Origin of the sequence: Janthinobacterium saanense (genome assembly GCF_014200675.1) — a bacterium.
Lineage (GTDB): Bacteria > Pseudomonadota > Gammaproteobacteria > Burkholderiales > Burkholderiaceae_D > Janthinobacterium.
Genome location: NZ_JACHCI010000011.1, coordinates 159,009 through 177,376, shown reverse-complemented (window position 1 = coordinate 177,376; position 18,368 = coordinate 159,009). Strand labels below are relative to the sequence as shown.

Genomic DNA, 18,368 nt, shown 5'->3' with positions numbered 1-18,368 from the left:
CTTCACCGGTGCGTTTTTTTTCGTCCCTGCGCTTTATGCCGCCAAGTATGCATTTCTAATCTAAGCAAATGAGAAATTGTTAGTTCTTTTTATAACAGCCGCATGTGAATATGGCGCCCTGTTACTCGAAAATGTAATAACAAGACCAAACCAGGAGAGGATTTTATGTCTGCAGCACCGATCAAGGCGCGAGGCGCGCCATTTCGGGTCATGCCGGGTTTTAAGCTGTCCCTTGGCTTTACCATCTTTTACCTGGCGCTGATCGTCCTGATTCCGCTCTCGGCGGCGTTCCTGAAAACATTTACGATGACCTGGGATGGTTTCGTTGCCGCCGTCACTTCCGACCGCGTGATGGCCTCCTACCGCTTGACCTTCGGCGCTTCGCTGATCGCCGCTTTTTTGAACGTCATCTTTGGCGGCATCCTGGCCTGGGTACTGGTGCGTTACAAATTCCCGGGCAAGCGCATCATCGACGCCCTGGTCGACTTGCCCTTCGCCTTGCCGACGGCCGTGGCCGGCATCACCTTGACGGCGCTGTATTCCTCGAATGGCTGGTTTGGCCAGTTCCTCGAAGGCGTGCTGGGCATCAAGGTGGCGTTCACCCCGCTGGGCGTGGTGGTCGCGCTGACCTTCATCGGTCTGCCCTTTGTCGTGCGCACCGTGCAACCGGTGCTGGAAGACGCGGAAAAAGAGCTGGAAGAAGCCGCTGCCAGCCTGGGCGCCAATTCCCTGCAAACGTTTCTGCGCGTGATTTTCCCGACGATTTTGCCATCCTTGCTGACGGGTTTTGCGCTGGCCTTTGCGCGTGCCACGGGCGAGTACGGTTCCGTGATCTTTATCGCCGGCAATATGCCGATGGTGTCGGAAATCACGCCGCTGTTCATTATTACCAAGCTGGAACAATACGATTATGCCGGCGCCACCGCGATTGCCGTGGTGATGCTGGTCGTGTCCTTCCTGCTGCTGTTGACGATTAACCTGCTGCAAGCGTGGACGCGCGGAAAGGCCAAGAAAACATGAGTACCAATGTCTCTGCTGTTGCCACCGTAGAAGATGCGCTGCCGCGAACACGCCGCATCGCGTCCAGGGCCGGCCCAGTCGTGCTTGAACCGCTGTGGGTGCGCACGGTCCTGATCACGATTGCCTTGCTGTTCCTGACGGTCTTCCTGTTCGTGCCCCTGGTGGCCGTGTTTGCCGAAGCGTTCAAAAAGGGCTGGCAAGCATATATCGCCGCCATCATCGATCCGGATGCGATATCCGCCATCAAGCTGACCCTGATCACGGCGGCGATTGCCGTACCCTTGAACCTGGTGTTTGGCGTGGCTGCGTCTTGGTGTATCGCCAAGTTCGAGTTTCGTGGCAAGAGCATCTTGCTGACCCTGATCGACTTGCCGTTCTCCGTTTCGCCCGTGATTTCCGGCCTGATCTATGTGCTGATGTTTGGCGCCCAAGGCTGGTTCGGCCCGTGGCTGCAGGAACATGACATCAAGATATTGTTTGCCGTGCCCGGCATCGTGCTGGCGACGATTTTTATTACGTTCCCGTTCGTGGCGCGTGAATTGATCCCGCTGATGCAGTCGCAAGGCAGCGAAGAGGAAGAGGCTGCCATCGTGCTGGGCGCCTCGGGCTGGAATACCTTCCGCCGCGTCACCTTGCCAAATATCAAGTGGGGCCTGCTGTATGGCGTGATCCTGTGCAATGCGCGCGCCATGGGCGAGTTCGGCGCGGTATCGGTGGTGTCTGGCCATATCCGTGGCGAAACCAACACCATGCCGCTGCAGGTAGAGATTCTGTACAACGAGTACAACTTCTCGGCCGCGTTTGCCGTCGCCTCGCTGCTGGCCTTGCTGGCCCTGGTGACCCTGGCCCTGAAAGCCTTTATTGAGTGGCGTTTGAACGAGAACCACGCCGACGATTCCGCCTTACGTTCTACGGAGCACTGATCATGACGATAGCAGTTAACAACATCCACAAGCGTTTCGGCGATTTCGTCGCTCTCGACAATATCTCGCTCGATTTCCCTGCCGGTGAACTGACGGCCTTGCTGGGCCCATCGGGTTGCGGCAAGACCACCTTGCTGCGTATTATTGCCGGTCTGGAACACCCGGACAGCGGCCAGGTGCTGCTCGACTCCGAAGATGCGTCGGCGCGCCATGTGCGCGAGCGCCAGGTGGGTTTTGTCTTCCAACACTATGCGCTGTTCAAGCACATGACCGTATTTGAAAACGTGGCTTTTGGCTTGCGCGTGAAGTCGCGCAGCGAGCGTCCGTCGGAAGATAAAATCCGCCGCAAGGTCAAGGATTTGCTGGAACTGGTGCAGCTGGACTGGCTGGCCGACCGTTATCCGCCGCAACTGTCGGGCGGACAGCGCCAGCGTATCGCGCTGGCCCGTGCCCTGGCCGTCGAGCCCCGCGTGCTGCTGCTCGATGAACCGTTCGGCGCGCTCGACGCCAAGGTGCGCAAGGAATTGCGCCGCTGGCTGCGCCGCCTGCACGATGATCTGCACGTGACCAGTATTTTCGTCACGCATGACCAGGAAGAGGCGCTGGAAGTGGCCGACCAGGTAGTGCTGATGAACAAGGGTACCGTCGAACAGCTCGGTTCGCCCGAGCAAGTCTACAACCACCCGGCTTCGCCCTTTGTGTACGGCTTCCTGGGCAACGTCAACCTGTTCCATGGCCGCGTGCATGACGGCGTGATGGCCACCGGCGACGCCAGCTTCGAGGTGCCCGATTACGCCAATGTGAGCGACAGCAAGGGCACGGCCTATGTGCGTCCGCACGATCTGGAAATCGACCGCTACACGCAAGGCGCGGAAGGCATCGTCGTCAAGTTGAGCCGTGCCCATGCGATTGGTCCGCTGGCCCAGCTGGACTTGCAGCGTGTCGATAACAGCGAGCTGATCGAAGCGGTGATGTCGAACGAGCGCTACAGCCATCTGCAACTGAAAGAGGGCGAAACCCTGGTCGTGCGCCCGAAACGCCTGCGCGTGTTCGTTGAGCCCACGGCAAAGATTTGAATCACTGAGTGCATCACCCAAGAAACTGAGACTGGAATACTATGAATTTTCAACAATTGCGCTCGATACGCGAGGCAGCGCGCCGCGGCTACAATCTGACCGAGGTGGCCAACGCGCTGTTTACGTCGCAGCCTGGCGTGAGCCGGCAGATCCGCGAACTCGAAGACGAGCTGGGCGTCGTCATTTTCGAGCGCAATGGCAAGCGGCTGACGGGCTTGACGGAACCGGGCAAGGGTATCCTGAAGATCGTCGACCGCCTCTTGATCGAAGCGGAAAACCTGCAGCAGGCCAGCCTGGAATACAGCGGCCAGACCAGCGGTACCTTATCGGTGGCGGCGACCCACACGCAGGCGCGTTATGCGCTGCCCAAAGTGGTGCAGGGTTTTCGCGCTGCCTTTCCCGATGTGCGTATCGCGCTGCAGCAGAGCGCGCCCGAGCATATCGCCGAATGGGTTCTGTCGGGCAAGACGGACATCGGTATCGCCACGGAAGGCCTGAGCCAGTTCCCTGACCTGGTGTCCTTCCCTTGCTACCGCTGGAGCCATTTGATTGTCGTGCCGGACGGCCATCCATTGCTCGATAACTCGCCGATCCGCCTGGAAGACCTGGCCAAATATCCGCTGATCACCTACGACAAGGGCTTTACAGGGCGCGGCCATATCGATGACGCGTTCGCCAAGGCGGGCGTGGCTACCGACATCATCCTGACGGCCATGGATTCCGATGTCATCAAGCAATATGTAGCGCTGGGCCTGGGCGTCGGCATCGTCGCTTCGATGGCTTTCGATCATGGCCGCGACAAAGGCTTGCGCGCGGTGGAAGCGTCGCATTTGTTCGCCACCAACACCACGCGTTTGGCCGTGCGCCGCGGCGCCTACCTGCGCTCCTACGCCTACGAGTTTATTTTGCAACTGGCGCCGGACCTGACGCGCGAAGACATCGACCGCGCCATGAGCGGCGAAGAACCGCTGTAAGCATCCAGGCAGCCCGGCGGCAGCCGGGCATGCGTAGCGCTGGCCAGCGTCCACAGACGCTATGATGATCGTTCCCTTCCTCACCCAGCAAAGGATCATCATGACTGACACCATACCCCATTTGACACTCAACGACGGCCAGCGCATCGCGCAGATAGGCTTTGGCACCTGGCCGCTCGACGATGGTCAAGCCGAGACAGCCGTGCAGACGGCGCTGGGCTCTGGCTACCGTTTGATCGATACGGCGGCCCGCTATGGCAATGAGGTGGGCGTGGGGCGCGGTATCGCGGCCAGTGGCTTGCCGCGTGCCGAAGTGCAAATCACCAGCAAGCTGCGCGGTAGTGAACATGGCTATGACAGCACCTTGCGCGCGTTTGACGCCACTTTGGCCGACCTGGGCACCGATTACCTGGACCTGTATCTGGTCCACTGGCCGCTGCCGATGCGCGATTTGTATGTGGACACATGGCGCGCCTTTGTCCGGCTGCGCGAGGAAGGGCGCATCCGTTCGATAGGCGTGTCGAACTTCCAGCCCGCGCATATCGAGCGTTTGCAATCGGAAACCGGTGTGTTGCCGGCCGTGAATCAGATCGAGCTGCATCCTGACTTTACGCAAGCCGATTTGCGGGCCTGGCACGCGCAGCAAGGCATCGTGATCGAGTCGTGGAGTCCGCTGGGACGCGGCGCCCTGCTGCAGGACGCCTCGGTGCTGCGCCTGGCGCAAAAACACGGCCGCTCGGCTGCGCAAATCCTGCTGCGCTGGCATGTGCAGCATGGGCTGGTGGCAATTCCGAAATCGCAGGACCCGTTACGCATGCGGCAAAACCTGCAAGTGTTTGATTTTGCGCTCGATGCGGATGACCTGGCGGCGCTGGCGCTGCTCGATGGCGAGCATCGCCAGGGCGCTCATCCCGATACGAATGATGAGCGCTAAGACCTTCTGATTTACAGTGCCAGCGCCTTCACCACGGCGTCTGGCATCGAAGGGCGGCCATTGACGAGGCAGGTGGCGACAAACGTGGCTTCTGCGTAAGTCACGTCGCCCACTTTGATCTGCTGCACGAAATTGACGCGATTGCGTTTTTCACTCTTTTCCAGCTGGCACGTCACCTCCAGGCGATCGCCTTGCTTCAGGCTTTTACGGAAGCGCAGCGAATATTCAAGCAGCATATAGACCTCTCCCTGCTTGAACGCCTCTTCCATATCGATGCCCAATGCTTCTTTCATGAAGGCATGCCGTGTCCATTCCATGTAAAACGGATAATACAGACCGTCGACAACGCCCTGGAAGTCGATATGGCTGGGTTCGACATCATAATTCTTTGAAAACATGTAGGTATCCTGAAATGGTAATGATCGTGATATCTGATGGCAGCGATGGCCTGCCTCCTGCCACGCATGGTACTGGAGCAGCTGGGTTGGCGAAATTCTTTGAGTCTTTCATCTCTGTAAGCAATGTAATCAGTTGTAACGCGACAGGAGGTGCGCCACAGCGCAGAGCCATCGCCGCTACGGTGTACGTTTGCCGTGTTTAATTTCTAAAAGGAAAGAAAATAGGCATAAGGTCGAACAGATCAAGCTGCCCGATTGCCAGCTCCCTAGAATAAAAGATGGTCATCCGGTTCCCGCCAGGCGCTGCAGTGGCAGCGGCAGTTGGCGGCTACCGCTGCACGAATGACCGTATCGTGGCCGATCGGTCAGCCATACACACTTTTATACCGGAGGGCGGCAGATGCGGATAGGGAACTTGAAAATTGGTACCCGGCTCAGTGCCGGATTGGCGCTGGGGCTGGTGTTCATGATTGTGATTTCAGGGTTTGCGATGCATAACCTCGGCAAGCTCAATGAGGATACGGACGACCTGGCGACCGACAAGGTGCCCAAGGTGATACAGGCGTATGAAATCATCGGCGGCGTCAACGAGGTAGCACTGGCGATGCGCAATGCCATGCTGGCGACCGATGCCGTGACACTCAAGCGTGAACTGGCCTTGATCGAAGAGACGCGGGAGGCTGTCAGCGCCCGTTTGCAGACGCTGGAAAAACTGATTGCCGACGATACCGATCCGAAAAGCCAGGCCTTGTACCAGACGGTGATCGCTGCGCGCGCCAACTATCAGATCGTGCAAAGCGGCTTTTTGAAAATATCGGCCGAACAGGGCCGACGCGAAGAAGCGCTGGCCTATCTGCTCGACAAGGTGCGCAAGCAGCAAGTCATTTATATGCATACCTTGATCGACCTGGTCAAATACCAGGGCCTTGCCGTGGAGCGGGCCAACCGGGAAGCGAGCGAGTCTTATCGCGATACCTTGATCATGACCTTGCTGCTGACGGTGATCGCCGGCCTTGCGGTTGCCTTGTTTGTCTGGCGCATCACGGTCAGCATTACCACGCCGATGCGCAATGCGGTCAGGCTGGCGCAGGCGGTTGCCGATGGCGATCTGACCAGCAAGATCGATTGCAGCACGCGTGATGAAACCGGCCAGTTGCTGCGCGCGCTGATGCAAATGAATGACAGCCTGGTCCATACTGTTGGCCAGGTGCGCTCCGGTACCGAAACGATCGCCACCGCCTCAGCCGAAATTGCTGCGGGCAATCTGGATTTGTCCAGCCGCACTGAACAGCAGGCGGCCAGCCTGGAAGAAACCGCCTCGTCGATGGAACAATTGACGTCCGCCGTGCAACAGAATGCCGAGCATGCACGGCAAGCCAATCAGCTGGTGGTGGCGGCTTCCGACTTCGCGCTGAAAGGCGGCCAGGTAGTCAGCCAGGTGGTCGGCACCATGAGTTCGATCCGTGAAAGCTCGGGCAAGATCGCCGACATCATCGGCGTGATCGATGGCATTGCCTTCCAGACCAATATCCTGGCCTTGAACGCGGCGGTGGAAGCGGCGCGGGCAGGCGAGCAGGGGCGCGGTTTCGCGGTGGTGGCCACCGAAGTGCGCAACCTGGCGCAGCGTTCGGCCACGGCGGCGCGCGAAATCAAGGAATTGATCGGCCGTTCGGTCGATACCGTTGAAGCCGGTGGCAAGCTGGTCGATGAGGCGGGGCAAACGATGGATGGTATTGTTGGCGCCGTGGGACAGGTGGCCGCCATCATGAGCGAGATCGCTGCCGCCAGCGCCGAGCAAAGTACCGGCATTGCGCAAGTCAACCAGGCGATCACGCAAATGGACGCTGTCACGCAGCAAAATGCGGCGCTGGTCGAGCAAGCTGCGGCGGCCACGCAAAGCATGCGTGAGCAGGCCGATCTGCTGGCGCAGGTGGTGCGTGCCTTCAAGCTGGAGCAGGGACCGGCGCAAGGCAGGTCGCCGGCAAAAGCGGCTGCTGCCGTACGTCCTGGGATGCAGCGAAAGCTGCTGGCAGTCGGCTAATCGCCGGACATAAAAAAGCCCGGTAACGCGATCTGCGTTCCGGGCTTTTTAAGTTAGTAACGCCTGGCAGAACCGTAGCGAGCGGATGAGAGTTGTGGCTGAGAAGCGGAGCTGTGCGCATGCACAGTGAGCATCGGAGGCCGCAAATCGCGACGCGCAGTAGGTTCTGACAGGCGTTCCAAGCTTACCAGCTATAGCCTGCCTTGGCGTAGTAGTAGCGGCCGTTGAAGCCGTTCGGCGCGAAGATGCTGTAAGGCTGGGTGCCGGCGACGTTCAGGTTGCCCGCGCTGGTCACTTGCGCAGGGTAGCGGTTGGTGACGTTGTCGATACCGGCCACCAGGCGCCAGTTCTTGCCCAGTTTCACGGAGCCCGACAGGTCCAGCACCCATTGCGGGTCATACGTCTGGTCCAGCGCCGCGTTGTTTTGCGGTACCGTGAAGCTGCCGTAGCGGGTCACCACGCCATGTGCATTCCAGATGCCGAAGCTGTAATCGGTGGCCAGGCTGAACTTGTCTTTCGGCGAAGCGACCGTGATGCGGTTGATGGTCTGGCGATCGATCAGCAGCAGGTTATTGGCCGTCAGGAGCGCTGGATTCGGGGCGATACCCTCCACCGTGCTCTTGTTGTGGTTATAGCCAAAGGTGAAATCCAGGCGGTCTTTATCTTGCAGGTCGATGCGGTAGGTGCTGACGATGTCGACGCCTTCCGTACGCGTGTTGGCCGCGTTGGTAAAGTAGCGCGCCGCACCCACCGGCGTGCCTTGCGCCGCCAGTTGCTGCTGCAGGGCGGCGTTGAGCGTCAGGTTGGCCGAGAACAGGATGCGGTTGTCGATGTCGATGCGGTAGGCGTCGACTGTCGTCGTGAAGTTGCGGTTAGGCTGGAACTGCGCACCCAGGCTGTAGTTGCGCGCTTTCTCCGGCTTCAGGTCTTGTGCGCCGAGAGCGCGCGCCTGCGGCGTGTTGACGGCAAAGGTACCCGTTTCAATCGGCGTGTTGACGCCGTTGACGACCTGGAAGTTGGTGGTGGTGATGGTGTAGTACTGCTGCGCCAGCGATGGTGCACGGAAGCCGCTCGATACCGTGCCGCGCAGCGAGAAGGCATCGGTAAAGGCATAGCGTGCCGAACCCTTGGCCGAGGTGGTGCTGCCGAAATCGCTGTATTTCTCATGGCGCAAGGCCACGCCGCCCGACAGTTTTTTCGTCACTTCCGCTTCCAGGTTCAGATACAGCGATTCGTTATGACGCGAATGGCTGCCTGCGTTGGCTGGACGGAAACCGGAGAAACCTTGTGAACCGCCATTCGTGTAGGAGTCGGGATCACCGGCGCCGATGCTGTATTTTTCATGGCGGGCTTCTGCACCGAGGGCCACCGTCAACGGACCGCTGAAGGCGGCGACAGGGAATTCGCGGGCGACATCGAGGTTGAATAGCGCCTGTTCATTTTTCAGCGAACCGACGTAGAAATGCGTAGGGCTGGCCGCACCCAGCGATTGGTTGACGGTGTTGTCCAGGTTCAGTTCGAATTTGTTGCTGCCGTAGTTCAAGCTGGCATCCCAGCGCCAACCAGCTGCCTCGCCGCGCAAGCCGGTGACGATGGACTGGTCGGTCAAGGTGCTGTTTTGCAGTGGCAAAAAGCCTTCCGGGAACAATGGCGTGCGTAGTGTGGTGCCGCTGGTGTAGGCCGTGCGCCAGGTGGCGGCGGCCGAGGTGTCGCGCTTGCCATAGTTACCGAAGGCGTACCAGTCGACGTTATCGTTGATATGGTATTCGCTGTTGAAGAAGACGGTGGCCGGTTTGCTCTCCGGGTCGCCATAGCGCTGGTTGACCTGGCCGTAGCGCGGCTCCAGCGGATTGCGCAAGTCCGGGCCGGCGCGGTTGGTCGGATCGCGGTCGGCTACTTCAGCCGAGATACGCAGCCAGCCGTCGTCGCCCAGCTTGAAGCCGGCCGAACCCTTGATGGATTTTTGCTGGCCGTCATGTTTTTGCGTCTCGCCATAGCCCACTTCCACGTCGCCGCCCGCTGCGCCTTTTTTCAGGATGATGTTGATCACGCCGGCGATCGCGTCGGAACCGTATTGGGCCGCAGCGCCATCGCGCAGCACTTCAATATGGTCAATCGCGGCCAGTGGAATGGCGTTCAGGTCGACCGGCGCCGAGCCGCGGCCTAGCGAACCGTTGACGTTGACGACGGCCGAGGTATAGCGGCGCTTGCCGTTGACCAGCACCAGGGTCTGGTCGGGTGACAGGCCGCGCAACTGGGCCGGACGCACGGCGTCGCTGGCGTCGGCGCCGGTGGCGCGGGCAAAGTTCAGCGATGGCAGCAAACGTGCCAGCACGGTGGCCAGTTCACCCGAACCCGTGCTTTGCAGGTCGCGCGAGGTCAGGATGTCGATCGGCGATTCCGAATCGATGGTGCGGCGGTTTTTCGCGAAGGTACCAGTGACAACCACGGACTGCAGTTCGCCTTCGGCCGGCACTTCCTGCTGCGCGTGCGCAGGCAGGGCGAAGCAGGCGATCAGGCTGGCGGCGATAACGGTTTTGACGGGAGTGCGATTGACGGTAGGGCGGGTGCTGGCAGGACGTGGACTCATCGACTGTATCTCTTCGGTTAGTGAATCAAGTTACGCGAACCATGGCGGTCCGTTGATGACATTAGGTTATCAGTTGGGGGTGTCTCATACTTACGAATGGTTCCACCTATCGTTATGCGATAAACGGATAATGCGTGGGCGAAGTGCGCGTGTACCGCATATGGCCTTGCTTCAAGCATACGACTGCGCATGGCAAAGCTGCAATGCTGCGATGCAGTAAATTGCTTGCTGTTGTATAAATACGACTGTGCTGGTGAGACTTGGTAGTCCGGCGGCGAGCGCCGCCAGACTTGATTGAGGCTTTCCTATTGGCCCGGATTGCTGATGTTGGCGTGGATAGCATCGACAGCCGCCACCAGTTCCGGCGACAGGCGGATAGCGTAGGCGTCGATATTGTGCTGCAGCTGCTCCAGGCTGGTGGCGCCGATGATGGTCGATGCGACGAACCAGCGCGAGTAGCACCAGGCCAGCGCCAGTTGCGTGGGCGTCAAGCCGTGGGCGCGCGCCAGTACGGCGTAATGCCGCGCCGCTTCGATGGTTGCCGGGCGGATGTAGCGGGGGCTCCAGCCGGGCGGGAATATCGTCAGGCGGCCCCGCGCTTGCGGGTCGTCGATATATTTCGCCGTCAACTGGCCGAACGCCAGCGGGCTGTAGGCCAGCAAGCCCACGTTTTCGCGGTGGCAGGTTTCATCGAGCAAGCTGGTTTCAACATGGCGCGCCGTCAGGTTGTACAGGTTCTGGATCGAGGCGATGCGCGGCAAGCCTTGCATCTCGGCCTGCTTGATGTATTCCGAGACGCCCCACGACGACTCGTTCGACACGCCGATATGGCCGATCTTGCCTTCGTCGATCAGCTTGCCCAGCACTGCCAGCGTGTCTTCGATGGCGACGGCCTCGCGTTCCTGCTGCGGATCGTAGCGATTGTTGCCGAAGATGGGCAGGTTGCGGCTGGGCCAGTGCAACTGGTACAGGTCGATATGATCTGTTTGCAGACGGCGCAGGCTATCTTCGACGGCGCTGCGGATATTGAGCGCGTCGTGGTTGCTCTTGCCGTCGCGTATCCAGTGCATGCGCGAGTTCGGCCCGGCGATCTTGCTGGCCAAGACCACCTGATTGCGCTTGCCGCTTTGCTTGAGCCAGCTGCCGATATAGCGCTCGGTGCTGCCTTGCGTGGCCGAGCTGGCCATCACCGGATACATTTCCGCCGTATCGATGAAATTGATGCCGCGCTCCAGTGCGTAATCGAGCTGGCTATGCGCTTCGGCTTCGCTATTCTGTTCGCCAAAGGTCATCGTGCCCAGGCAAATTTTGCTCACTTCCAGCTTGCTGGAGCCAAGTTTGATTTTTTGCATATGCGTTCCTTATTTTGCCTGCTTGCCGCGCAGGGCACGGGCGCAATCGCCCACCAGCGCCGGGCCGGCGTAAATCAGGCCGCTGTACAACTGCACCAGTTGCGCGCCCGCCTCGAACTTGGCTGCCGCATCGCTACCCTGCATGATGCCGCCCACGCCGATGATCGGTAGCGCATTGCCCAGTTCCGCCTTCAGCAGGCGGATCACGGTATTCGACAATTCAAACACCGGCGCGCCTGACAGGCCACCCGCTTCCGCGCCATGCTGCAAACCTTCCACGGCGCTGCGCGACAAGGTGGTATTGGTGGCGATCACGCCATCGATGCCGTGGCGCGTGAGCGAGTCGGCGATGCTTTTTACCTGCTCGCCATCCATGTCCGGGGCGATTTTCAGGGCCAGCGGCACGTAGCGCTTGTGCTTGTCGGCCAGGCGCGCCTGCGCCTGTTTCAGTTGCGCGAGCAAGGCGTCGAGTTCGGACGCGCCCTGCAACTGGCGCAGGTTTTTCGTGTTCGGCGACGAGATATTCACCGTCACATAGCTGGCGTAAGGGTAGACTTTTTCCAGGCACAGCAGATAGTCGTCGGCGGCTTTTTCAATCGGCGTATCGGCGTTCTTGCCGATATTCAGACCCAGCACGCCGGCGCGGTTCTGGTAAAACTTCGAGGCCTGCACGTTGGCGACAAAGGCGTCCACGCCGCCATTGTTAAAACCCATGCGGTTGATGATGCCCTGCGCCTCAGGCAGGCGGAACATGCGCGGCTTCGGATTGCCCGCTTGTCCGCGCGGCGTGACGGTGCCCACTTCGATCGAGCCGAAACCCAGGTCGGCCAGCGCATCGATGTAAGCGCCATCCTTGTCCAGGCCCGCGGCCAGACCCACGGGATTCGGGAAGCTAATGCCCATCACCGTGCGCGGATCAAGCGCCGGCTTGCTGGCCAGTTTGGTCAGGCCCAGCGAAGCTGCACGTTTCAAAGCGGGCAGGGTGAAATGGTGGGCCGCTTCGGCATCCATGGAAAACAGCAGCGGGCGGGCGAGGGAATAGAGGAATTTTTCAGACATGGGGGCGCTTTTAGGTGGTGCGCAGGCCGCCTGGCAGAACTGGCGGCGCGCGGTGTAATTGCCGGTATTTTACCGTGTTAAACAGGCACTTCCCTGTATAGTTGTCGTTTCCTTCATGCAATTTGAGGGAAATACAGCGTTTGTCGTTTCCGTGGTTTCCCCAACTAGAAAGCGAGACATAGCTTGAAAAAGAAGCACATCCTGACCGCCATCGCCGCTGCCAGCACCTTGCTGCTCAGCCACCCGGCTTTGGCCTTGCCCCTGTCCTTACCTAATACCAGCGACACCCGCATGCTCAGCGAGCCGGCTGTTTCCAGCAGCCATATCGCCTTCATTTATGCGGGCGACCTGTGGCTGTCCAATCTCGATGGCGGTGGCGCGCAGCGCCTGACCTCGGACCTGGGCGAAAAATCGAATCCCGTGTTTTCGCCGGACGGCAGCCTGATCGCCTATAGCGCCAACATCGATGGCAATATTGATGTGTACGTGATTGCCGCCGCCGGTGGCGTGCCGCGCCGCCTCACTTATCACCCGGGCGCCGACGTGGTGCAGTCCTTCACGCCCGATGGCAAGTCGGTGATGTTTACCTCGCCCCGGGCCGCTTTCAATAACCGCTTCCAGAAGCTGTTCACGGTGCCCGTCACCGGCGGCGTGGAAACGCAGCTGGACATTCCCAACGCCTCGCGCGCCACCTATTCGCCCGATGGCAAACACATCGCCTACAACCCGCTGGCGCCCGCCTTCAAGCAGTGGAAGCGTTATCGCGGAGGCACCAATTCCTGGCTGTGGCTATTCTCGTCCGCCGACAAGTCGATCGAAAAAATCCCTCAGCCGGCCACGCGCTCGAATGATGTCGACCCGATGTGGCTGGGCGACACCGTGTACTTCCGTTCCGACCGCAATGGCGAATTCAATCTGTTTGCCTATGACGTGAAAAGCAAGGCTGTGCGCCAGTTGACCCAGCACGCGGATTTCCCTGTGCTGAACGCCTCGGCCGCTAACGGCAAGATCATCTACGAGCAGGCCGGTTATCTGCATTCCTTCGATATCGCCAGCGGCCAGACGCACAAGCTGACGATAGGCGTGGCCAGCGACCTGGGGCAAACGCGTCCGCGCTGGGTAAAGGGCGCCAAATATATCCGCGACGCGTCGATCTCGCCATCGGGCGCCAGGGTCGCATTTGAATTCCGCGGCGAGATCGTCACCATCCCTGCCGACAAGGGCGATGTGCGCAACCTGACGCAGACGGTGGCAGCAAACGAGCGCACGCCGATCTGGTCGCCCGATGGCCGTTCGGTGGCGTATTTCTCGGACGAGTCGGGCGAATACGAGCTGCATGTGCGAGCCCAGGATGGCAAGGGCGCCGTGCGCAAGTTCAAGCTCAATGGCAGCGGCTTCTATGACAACGCCGTCTGGTCGCCCGACAGTAAAAAGATCGCGTTTGCCGACAATGGCTGGAGCATGTATGTGATCGATATCGCTACGGCCAAGGTGCAGAAGATCGCCACGGAGCCGATGTATGGCATCGACAAGAGCATGCGCGCCTCGTGGGCGCCCGATTCGCGCTGGCTGGCCTACACGCTCAATTCGCCTACCTACACGCGCAGCGCCTACATCTATTCGGTCGAGCAGAATAAATCGATGCCGGTGACCGATGGCTTGTCCGATGTGGCTGAACCCGTGTTCGACAAGAGCGGCAAATACCTGTACTTTTTTGCCTCGACCAATGCAGGCCCCAGCAATAACTGGTTCTCGCTGCAAAACGCCGATAACCTCGTCACGCGCACGGTGTGGATGGCCGTGCTGCGGCGCGACTTGCCGTCGCCCTTGATCAAGGAAAGCGACGAAGAAAAAGCCGCCAGCGCCGAGACTAAGAAGGACGCGGCGAAAGCGGACACGGAAGCGAAGAACGAGCCGAAGATCGACCCCAAGACGGGCCGCGACGATCCGAAAGTCACGGTGGCCCCGGTAGCGGCTATCAGCATCGATTTCGACGGCATCGCCACGCGCATCGTCGACTTGCCGATGCCGGCCGCGCAGTTCTCCAGCCTGGAAGCAGGCGCCGCCGGGCAGATTTTCTTCATGCGCGAAAACGATGGCAAGAAGGCTGTCCAACGCTTCGACCTGAAGGAGCGCAAGGCGGAAACCGTGGTGGCCGAGGCGGACGACTTTGAAGTGTCGGCCGATGGCAAGAAGCTGCTGTACCGCCAGAAGGAAAACTGGGCCATGGGATCCGCCACCGGCAAGCTGCTGGCGCCAGGCGAAGGCAAGATCAAGGTCGACGCGATCGAAGTCAAGGTCGATCCGCGCGCCGAATGGACGCAGATTTTCAACGAGGTGTGGCGCATCAACCGCGATTATTTCTATGATCCGGGCATGCACGGCGTGGACTGGAAAGCCATGCGCGACAAGTACGCCGCCTTCTTGCCCGAGCTGTCCAGCCGGGCCGACCTGAACCGTTTGATACAGTGGATGTGCAGCGAACTGGCGGTCGGCCATCACCGTGGTGGTGGCGGCGACGATTTCATCGACAGCAAAAAAGTGCCGGGTGGCTTGCTGGGCGCCGACTATGAAGTGAGCGAAGGCCACTACCGCTTCAAGAAAGTGTATGGCGGCTTGAATTGGAATCCAAGCTTGCGCGCGCCGCTGACCGAGCCGGGCCTGAACGTCAAGGCCGGCGAATACCTGCTGGCCGTCGATAGCCGTCCCTTGACGCCGCCGACCAATCTGTACAGCGCCTTTGAAAACACGGCCGGCAAGGCGATCGATATTACTGTCGGCCCCAACGCCGACGGCAAGGGCGCGCGCACCATCACCGTGGTGCCCGTGCCGGCCGAGGATGCCTTGCGCAACCGCGACTGGATCGAGGGCAATATGCGCAAGGTCAATGCCGCCACTGGCGGCAAGGTGGCCTATGTGTATGTGCCCAATACGGCAGGCCTGGGCCACACCTACTTCAAGCGCTATTTCTTCCCGCAGGCCGACAAGCAGGCCATCATCATCGATGAGCGCTTCAATGGCGGCGGCAGCGTGGCCGATTACTATATCGAGATCCTGCAGAAGAAGGAAATCGCCTGGTGGGCCATGCGTTATGGCGCCGACATGAAGACGCCGTCGGCCTCGATCCAGGGCCCGCGCGCCATGCTGATCGACGAGACGGCTGGCTCGGGCGGCGATTTGCTGCCATGGATGTTCCGTCAAAATAAAATGGGTCCGCTGATCGGCAAGGCGACCTGGGGCGGCCTGGTTGGCATCCTGGGTTTCCCCGTGCTGATGGATGGCGGTTCGATCACCGCGCCCAACCTGGCCTTCTGGACCCGCGATGGCGGCTGGGGCGTGGAAAACGAAGGCGTGCCGCCCGATATCGAAGTCGAGCAAACGCCGGCCGACGTGATCGCCGGCCGCGATCCGCAGCTGGAAAAGGCGATTGAGGTGATACAGGCCGAACTGGCGAAAAATCCGCCGGTGAGGCCGGTGCGTCCGGTCTATCCGGACAAGAGCAAATAAAGGGGATAAGTAAAAAGGGGGTGCAAGCCCCTTTTTACAGCACCACCCACTCGCCCTTGATACGGGCTTCCAGCGGCTTGAAGTTGATTTTATAGGCCATCTTCGGGCTTTGCTCTATCCAGTAGCCCAGGTAGATGTAGGGCAGACCCAGTTCCTGCGCCTGGGCGATTTGCCACAGCACGTTGTAGGTGCCGTACGAGGCGCCGGCCACGTCCGGGTCGAAGAAGGTGTAGACGGACGACAGGCCATCGGCCAGCACGTCGATGATGCTGACCATGCGCAAGGTGCCGTCGGGTTCGCGAAACTCCACCAGGCGTGTATTGACCCGGCTTTGCAGCAGGAATTGCGCATACTGGTCGCGGCTGTCCTGGTCCATGCCGCCGCCCGCGTGGCGCGTGCTCTGGTAACGCAGATACAGTTCGTAGTGCTCGTCGAGGAAGGACAGCGTGGTCACGCCTGCCTGCAGGCTGGCGTGCCGCTGCCAGGCGCGGCGCTGGTTGCGGTTGGGCGCGAAGTCGGCATTGACCACGCGCACGGGGATGCAAGCCTGGCAGCCGTCGCAATAGGGGCGATAGGTGAAAATGCCGCTGCGGCGAAAGCCGTTGCGCACCAGTTCCGAGTACACATCGCTGTTGATCAGGTGCGAGGGCGTGGCCACCTGCGAGCGCGCCTGGCGGTCGTCCAGGTAGCTGCAGGGGTAGGGCGCCGTCGTGTAGAACTGCAGCGTGGCAAACGGTAGTTCGTTCAGGTGCGTCATGTCGACCCCATATGAAGCATCGATGTTTGGTACAACGATAGCATAGCTACGCTGGCCTTGCTGCGTGCCAGTCGGTGATTTGCGCTTCTTCAATGGCGGTGCGCACGTGCGCCAGGAAGCGTGCGCGTGAAATCGGCGCTGCGCCCAGCGAGGCCAGATGCCGCGTCTCTTGCTGGCAGTCGATCATGGCCACGCCGCGCGCCTTTAAAAATTCCACCAGATGGGCCAGTGCGATCTTCGAGCCATCCGTAACCCTGGCGAACATCGATTCGCCATAAAACATGCGGCCTATCGATACGCCATAGGCGCCGCCCACCAGTTCGCCGTCCAGCCACAGTTCCGACGAATGCGCGTAACCCTGCCGGTGCAAGCCCGTGTAGCCGGCGATGATATCGTCTGAAATCCAGGTACCCGGACCATCCTTGCGCGGCGCTGCGCAGGCGCGCATCACGGCGTCGAAGTCGCCATCGAAACGCAGTTGCCAGCGTCCGTCGGTGGCGGCGCTGCGCTCGACCTTGCGCAGGGTCTTGCGCAGGCTGTCGGAGACTTTAAAATTGTCCGTCATCAGCACCATGCGCGGATCGGTGCTCCACCACAGTATGGGCTGGCCTTCGGAAAACCAGGGGAAGATGCCGTGCCGGTAAGCGTCGAGCAGGCGCGCGGGCGACAGGTCGGCGCCGGCCGCCAGCAAGCCGGGCGCTTCACCGGTCAGTGCGCGCGACACATCGGGAAACGGCGTATGGGTATCGAGCCAGGGTATCATCGCGCCCGCTTCACTCTGCGTGGTGCGCCATGGGCCGGTTGATGTCGCCCGTGTGAAAGCCGTAGCTGCCGCCCTCGCGTATTTTGGCGCGGTCGGCAAAGAACAGTTCCAGGGTGGCGCGGATGGTGGGGAAGGCCAGCTCGTCCCACGGTATCTGCGCTTCGGTGAACATCTGTACGTCCAGGCTTTCGATACCGGGTGCGAAATCGAGGTCGCGCAGGCGCGCCAGGTAAAACAGATGTACCTGGTGCACGCGCTGCACGTTCAGCAGTGAAAACAGTGGACCCAATTCGATATTGGCGCCCGCTTCTTCTACCGTTTCGCGCTGCGCCGCGTCGGAGGTGGTCTCGTCGTTTTCCATGAAGCCGGCCGGCAGGGTCCAGTAGCCATAGCGCGGCTCGATGGCCCGCTTGCACAGCAGCACCTGCAATTGCCCATCGTGCTCCCACACGGGAATCGAGCCGACCACCATTTTCGGGTTCTGGTAATGGATGGCGCCGCAATTAGCGCATACATAGCGCAGCCGGTTATCGCCTTCCGGAATGGCAAGGCTGACGGGGTAGGCGCATTCGGAACAGAATTTCATGGGCAGGCTAGTCGTAAGGATGGCATCGGAAAGGCGCTAGTGTAACGCTTACTGTACACCGATTGCGCGCGCCGTGGCGTGATGCGCAGAGGCAATTGTCGGCAGGGTCTGCTCCAGATCATTGATTAGATTGATCTATTGGATTGGTCTATTACAGCTGATTTTGAGATAGTCATTGCCTAACTCACTAGTTCCCACCTATAATAGCGGCATACAGACGCGGGGTGGAGCAGTCTGGCAGCTCGTCGGGCTCATAACCCGAAGGTCACAGGTTCAAATCCTGTCCCCGCAACCAAATTCGAAAGCCGCTGATACTTGAAAAAGATCAGCGGCTTTTTCTATTTCCAGGCAGTTCTTCCAGGCTTATTGCTGCCTTCTTTTACGGCAG

General features: G+C 60.2%; 14 protein-coding genes and 1 tRNA gene. 8 read left to right on the top strand and 7 right to left on the bottom strand.

Annotation, left to right across the window (positions count from 1 at the left end):
- The first annotated feature begins 165 nt into the window (after positions 1–165).
- The 5 genes from cysT (at position 166) to HDE72_RS16340 (ending at position 4,927) form a co-directional block, all read left to right on the top strand.
- Positions 166–1,020 carry a sulfate ABC transporter permease subunit CysT gene (cysT, locus tag HDE72_RS16360; protein WP_260176744.1) on the top strand — a complete coding sequence of 285 codons (855 nt, stop codon included), beginning with the start codon at positions 166–168 and terminating at the stop codon, positions 1,018–1,020.
- Positions 1,017–1,943 carry a sulfate ABC transporter permease subunit CysW gene (cysW, locus tag HDE72_RS16355; RefSeq protein WP_260176743.1) on the top strand — a complete coding sequence of 309 codons (927 nt, stop codon included), beginning with the start codon at positions 1,017–1,019 and terminating at the stop codon, positions 1,941–1,943. Before cysT ends, cysW begins: the two co-directional genes overlap by 4 nt.
- A 2-nt stretch (positions 1,944–1,945) precedes the next feature.
- Complete coding sequence (locus HDE72_RS16350; protein WP_183742799.1) at positions 1,946–3,019, top strand: sulfate/molybdate ABC transporter ATP-binding protein; 1,074 nt, start codon at positions 1,946–1,948, stop codon at positions 3,017–3,019.
- Between the two features lie 41 nt (positions 3,020–3,060).
- Positions 3,061–3,993 carry a CysB family HTH-type transcriptional regulator gene (locus HDE72_RS16345; RefSeq protein ID WP_183742797.1) on the top strand — a complete coding sequence of 311 codons (933 nt, stop codon included), beginning with the start codon at positions 3,061–3,063 and terminating at the stop codon, positions 3,991–3,993.
- Positions 3,994–4,093: 100 nt separating this feature from the next.
- On the top strand, positions 4,094–4,927 hold the full coding sequence (locus HDE72_RS16340) for an aldo/keto reductase (protein WP_183742795.1): 834 nt from the start codon (positions 4,094–4,096) through the stop codon (positions 4,925–4,927).
- Between the two features lie 11 nt (positions 4,928–4,938).
- Here HDE72_RS16340 and HDE72_RS16335 read toward each other — a convergent pair whose 3' ends face one another.
- Complete coding sequence (locus HDE72_RS16335) at positions 4,939–5,325, bottom strand: acyl-CoA thioesterase (RefSeq protein WP_183742793.1); 387 nt, start codon at positions 5,323–5,325, stop codon at positions 4,939–4,941.
- A gap of 415 nt (positions 5,326–5,740) precedes the next feature.
- On the opposite strand from HDE72_RS16335, the gene HDE72_RS16330 reads away from it, so the two are divergent.
- The gene (locus HDE72_RS16330) at positions 5,741–7,366 is read left to right on the top strand and encodes a methyl-accepting chemotaxis protein (protein WP_311735237.1); all 1,626 of its coding nucleotides are present in this window, start codon (positions 5,741–5,743) and stop codon (positions 7,364–7,366) included.
- Positions 7,367–7,550: 184 nt separating this feature from the next.
- On the opposite strand, the gene HDE72_RS16325 is transcribed toward HDE72_RS16330, so the two are convergent.
- The 3 genes from HDE72_RS16325 to HDE72_RS16315 form a co-directional block, all read right to left on the bottom strand.
- Positions 7,551–9,956, bottom strand: a complete 2,406-nt coding sequence (locus HDE72_RS16325; RefSeq protein ID WP_183742789.1) for a TonB-dependent receptor plug domain-containing protein — start codon at positions 9,954–9,956, stop codon at positions 7,551–7,553.
- A gap of 305 nt (positions 9,957–10,261) precedes the next feature.
- Entirely contained in the window at positions 10,262–11,308 is a 1,047-nt protein-coding gene (locus HDE72_RS16320; protein ID WP_183742787.1) for an aldo/keto reductase, read from the bottom strand.
- A gap of 9 nt (positions 11,309–11,317) precedes the next feature.
- Complete coding sequence (locus HDE72_RS16315; protein WP_183742785.1) at positions 11,318–12,367, bottom strand: quinone-dependent dihydroorotate dehydrogenase; 1,050 nt, start codon at positions 12,365–12,367, stop codon at positions 11,318–11,320.
- 183 nt (positions 12,368–12,550) lie between these two features.
- On the opposite strand from HDE72_RS16315, the gene HDE72_RS16310 reads away from it, so the two are divergent.
- On the top strand, positions 12,551–15,874 hold the full coding sequence (locus HDE72_RS16310) for a S41 family peptidase (RefSeq protein WP_183742783.1): 3,324 nt from the start codon (positions 12,551–12,553) through the stop codon (positions 15,872–15,874).
- A 34-nt stretch (positions 15,875–15,908) separates the two neighbouring features.
- Here HDE72_RS16310 and HDE72_RS16305 read toward each other — a convergent pair whose 3' ends face one another.
- From HDE72_RS16305 to HDE72_RS16295, 3 genes are read right to left on the bottom strand one after another with little or no spacing between them, the layout of a single operon-like run.
- Positions 15,909–16,631 (bottom strand): arginyltransferase, encoded by a 723-nt coding sequence (locus tag HDE72_RS16305; protein ID WP_183742781.1) that lies wholly within the window; start codon positions 16,629–16,631, stop codon positions 15,909–15,911.
- Positions 16,632–16,677: 46 nt separating this feature from the next.
- Positions 16,678–17,394 carry a leucyl/phenylalanyl-tRNA--protein transferase gene (aat, locus tag HDE72_RS16300; protein ID WP_183742779.1) on the bottom strand — a complete coding sequence of 239 codons (717 nt, stop codon included), beginning with the start codon at positions 17,392–17,394 and terminating at the stop codon, positions 16,678–16,680.
- 10 nt (positions 17,395–17,404) lie between these two features.
- Positions 17,405–17,980 carry an NUDIX hydrolase gene (locus HDE72_RS16295; RefSeq protein ID WP_183742777.1) on the bottom strand — a complete coding sequence of 192 codons (576 nt, stop codon included), beginning with the start codon at positions 17,978–17,980 and terminating at the stop codon, positions 17,405–17,407.
- Positions 17,981–18,198: 218 nt separating this feature from the next.
- Between HDE72_RS16295 and HDE72_RS16290 the strand changes: the two genes are divergently transcribed.
- A tRNA-Met gene (locus HDE72_RS16290) sits at positions 18,199–18,275 on the top strand.
- Positions 18,276–18,368 lie beyond the last annotated feature (93 nt).

Bases quoted from the DNA above. Each gene is read 5' to 3' on its own strand.
- HDE72_RS16305 (WP_183742781.1), bottom strand. From the start codon at position 16,631: ATGACGCACCTGAACGAACTACCGTTTGCCACGCTGCAGTTCTACACG.
- aat (WP_183742779.1), bottom strand. From the start codon at position 17,394: ATGATACCCTGGCTCGATACCCATACGCCGTTTCCCGATGTGTCGCGC.
- cysT (WP_260176744.1), top strand. From the start codon at position 166: ATGTCTGCAGCACCGATCAAGGCGCGAGGCGCGCCATTTCGGGTCATG.
- HDE72_RS16295 (WP_183742777.1), bottom strand. From the start codon at position 17,980: ATGAAATTCTGTTCCGAATGCGCCTACCCCGTCAGCCTTGCCATTCCG.
- HDE72_RS16315 (WP_183742785.1), bottom strand. From the start codon at position 12,367: ATGTCTGAAAAATTCCTCTATTCCCTCGCCCGCCCGCTGCTGTTTTCC.
- HDE72_RS16340 (WP_183742795.1), top strand. From the start codon at position 4,094: ATGACTGACACCATACCCCATTTGACACTCAACGACGGCCAGCGCATC.
- HDE72_RS16350 (WP_183742799.1), top strand. From the start codon at position 1,946: ATGACGATAGCAGTTAACAACATCCACAAGCGTTTCGGCGATTTCGTC.
- HDE72_RS16325 (WP_183742789.1), bottom strand. From the start codon at position 9,956: ATGAGTCCACGTCCTGCCAGCACCCGCCCTACCGTCAATCGCACTCCC.
- HDE72_RS16335 (WP_183742793.1), bottom strand. From the start codon at position 5,325: ATGTTTTCAAAGAATTATGATGTCGAACCCAGCCATATCGACTTCCAG.
- HDE72_RS16345 (WP_183742797.1), top strand. From the start codon at position 3,061: ATGAATTTTCAACAATTGCGCTCGATACGCGAGGCAGCGCGCCGCGGC.
- HDE72_RS16320 (WP_183742787.1), bottom strand. From the start codon at position 11,308: ATGCAAAAAATCAAACTTGGCTCCAGCAAGCTGGAAGTGAGCAAAATT.
- cysW (WP_260176743.1), top strand. From the start codon at position 1,017: ATGAGTACCAATGTCTCTGCTGTTGCCACCGTAGAAGATGCGCTGCCG.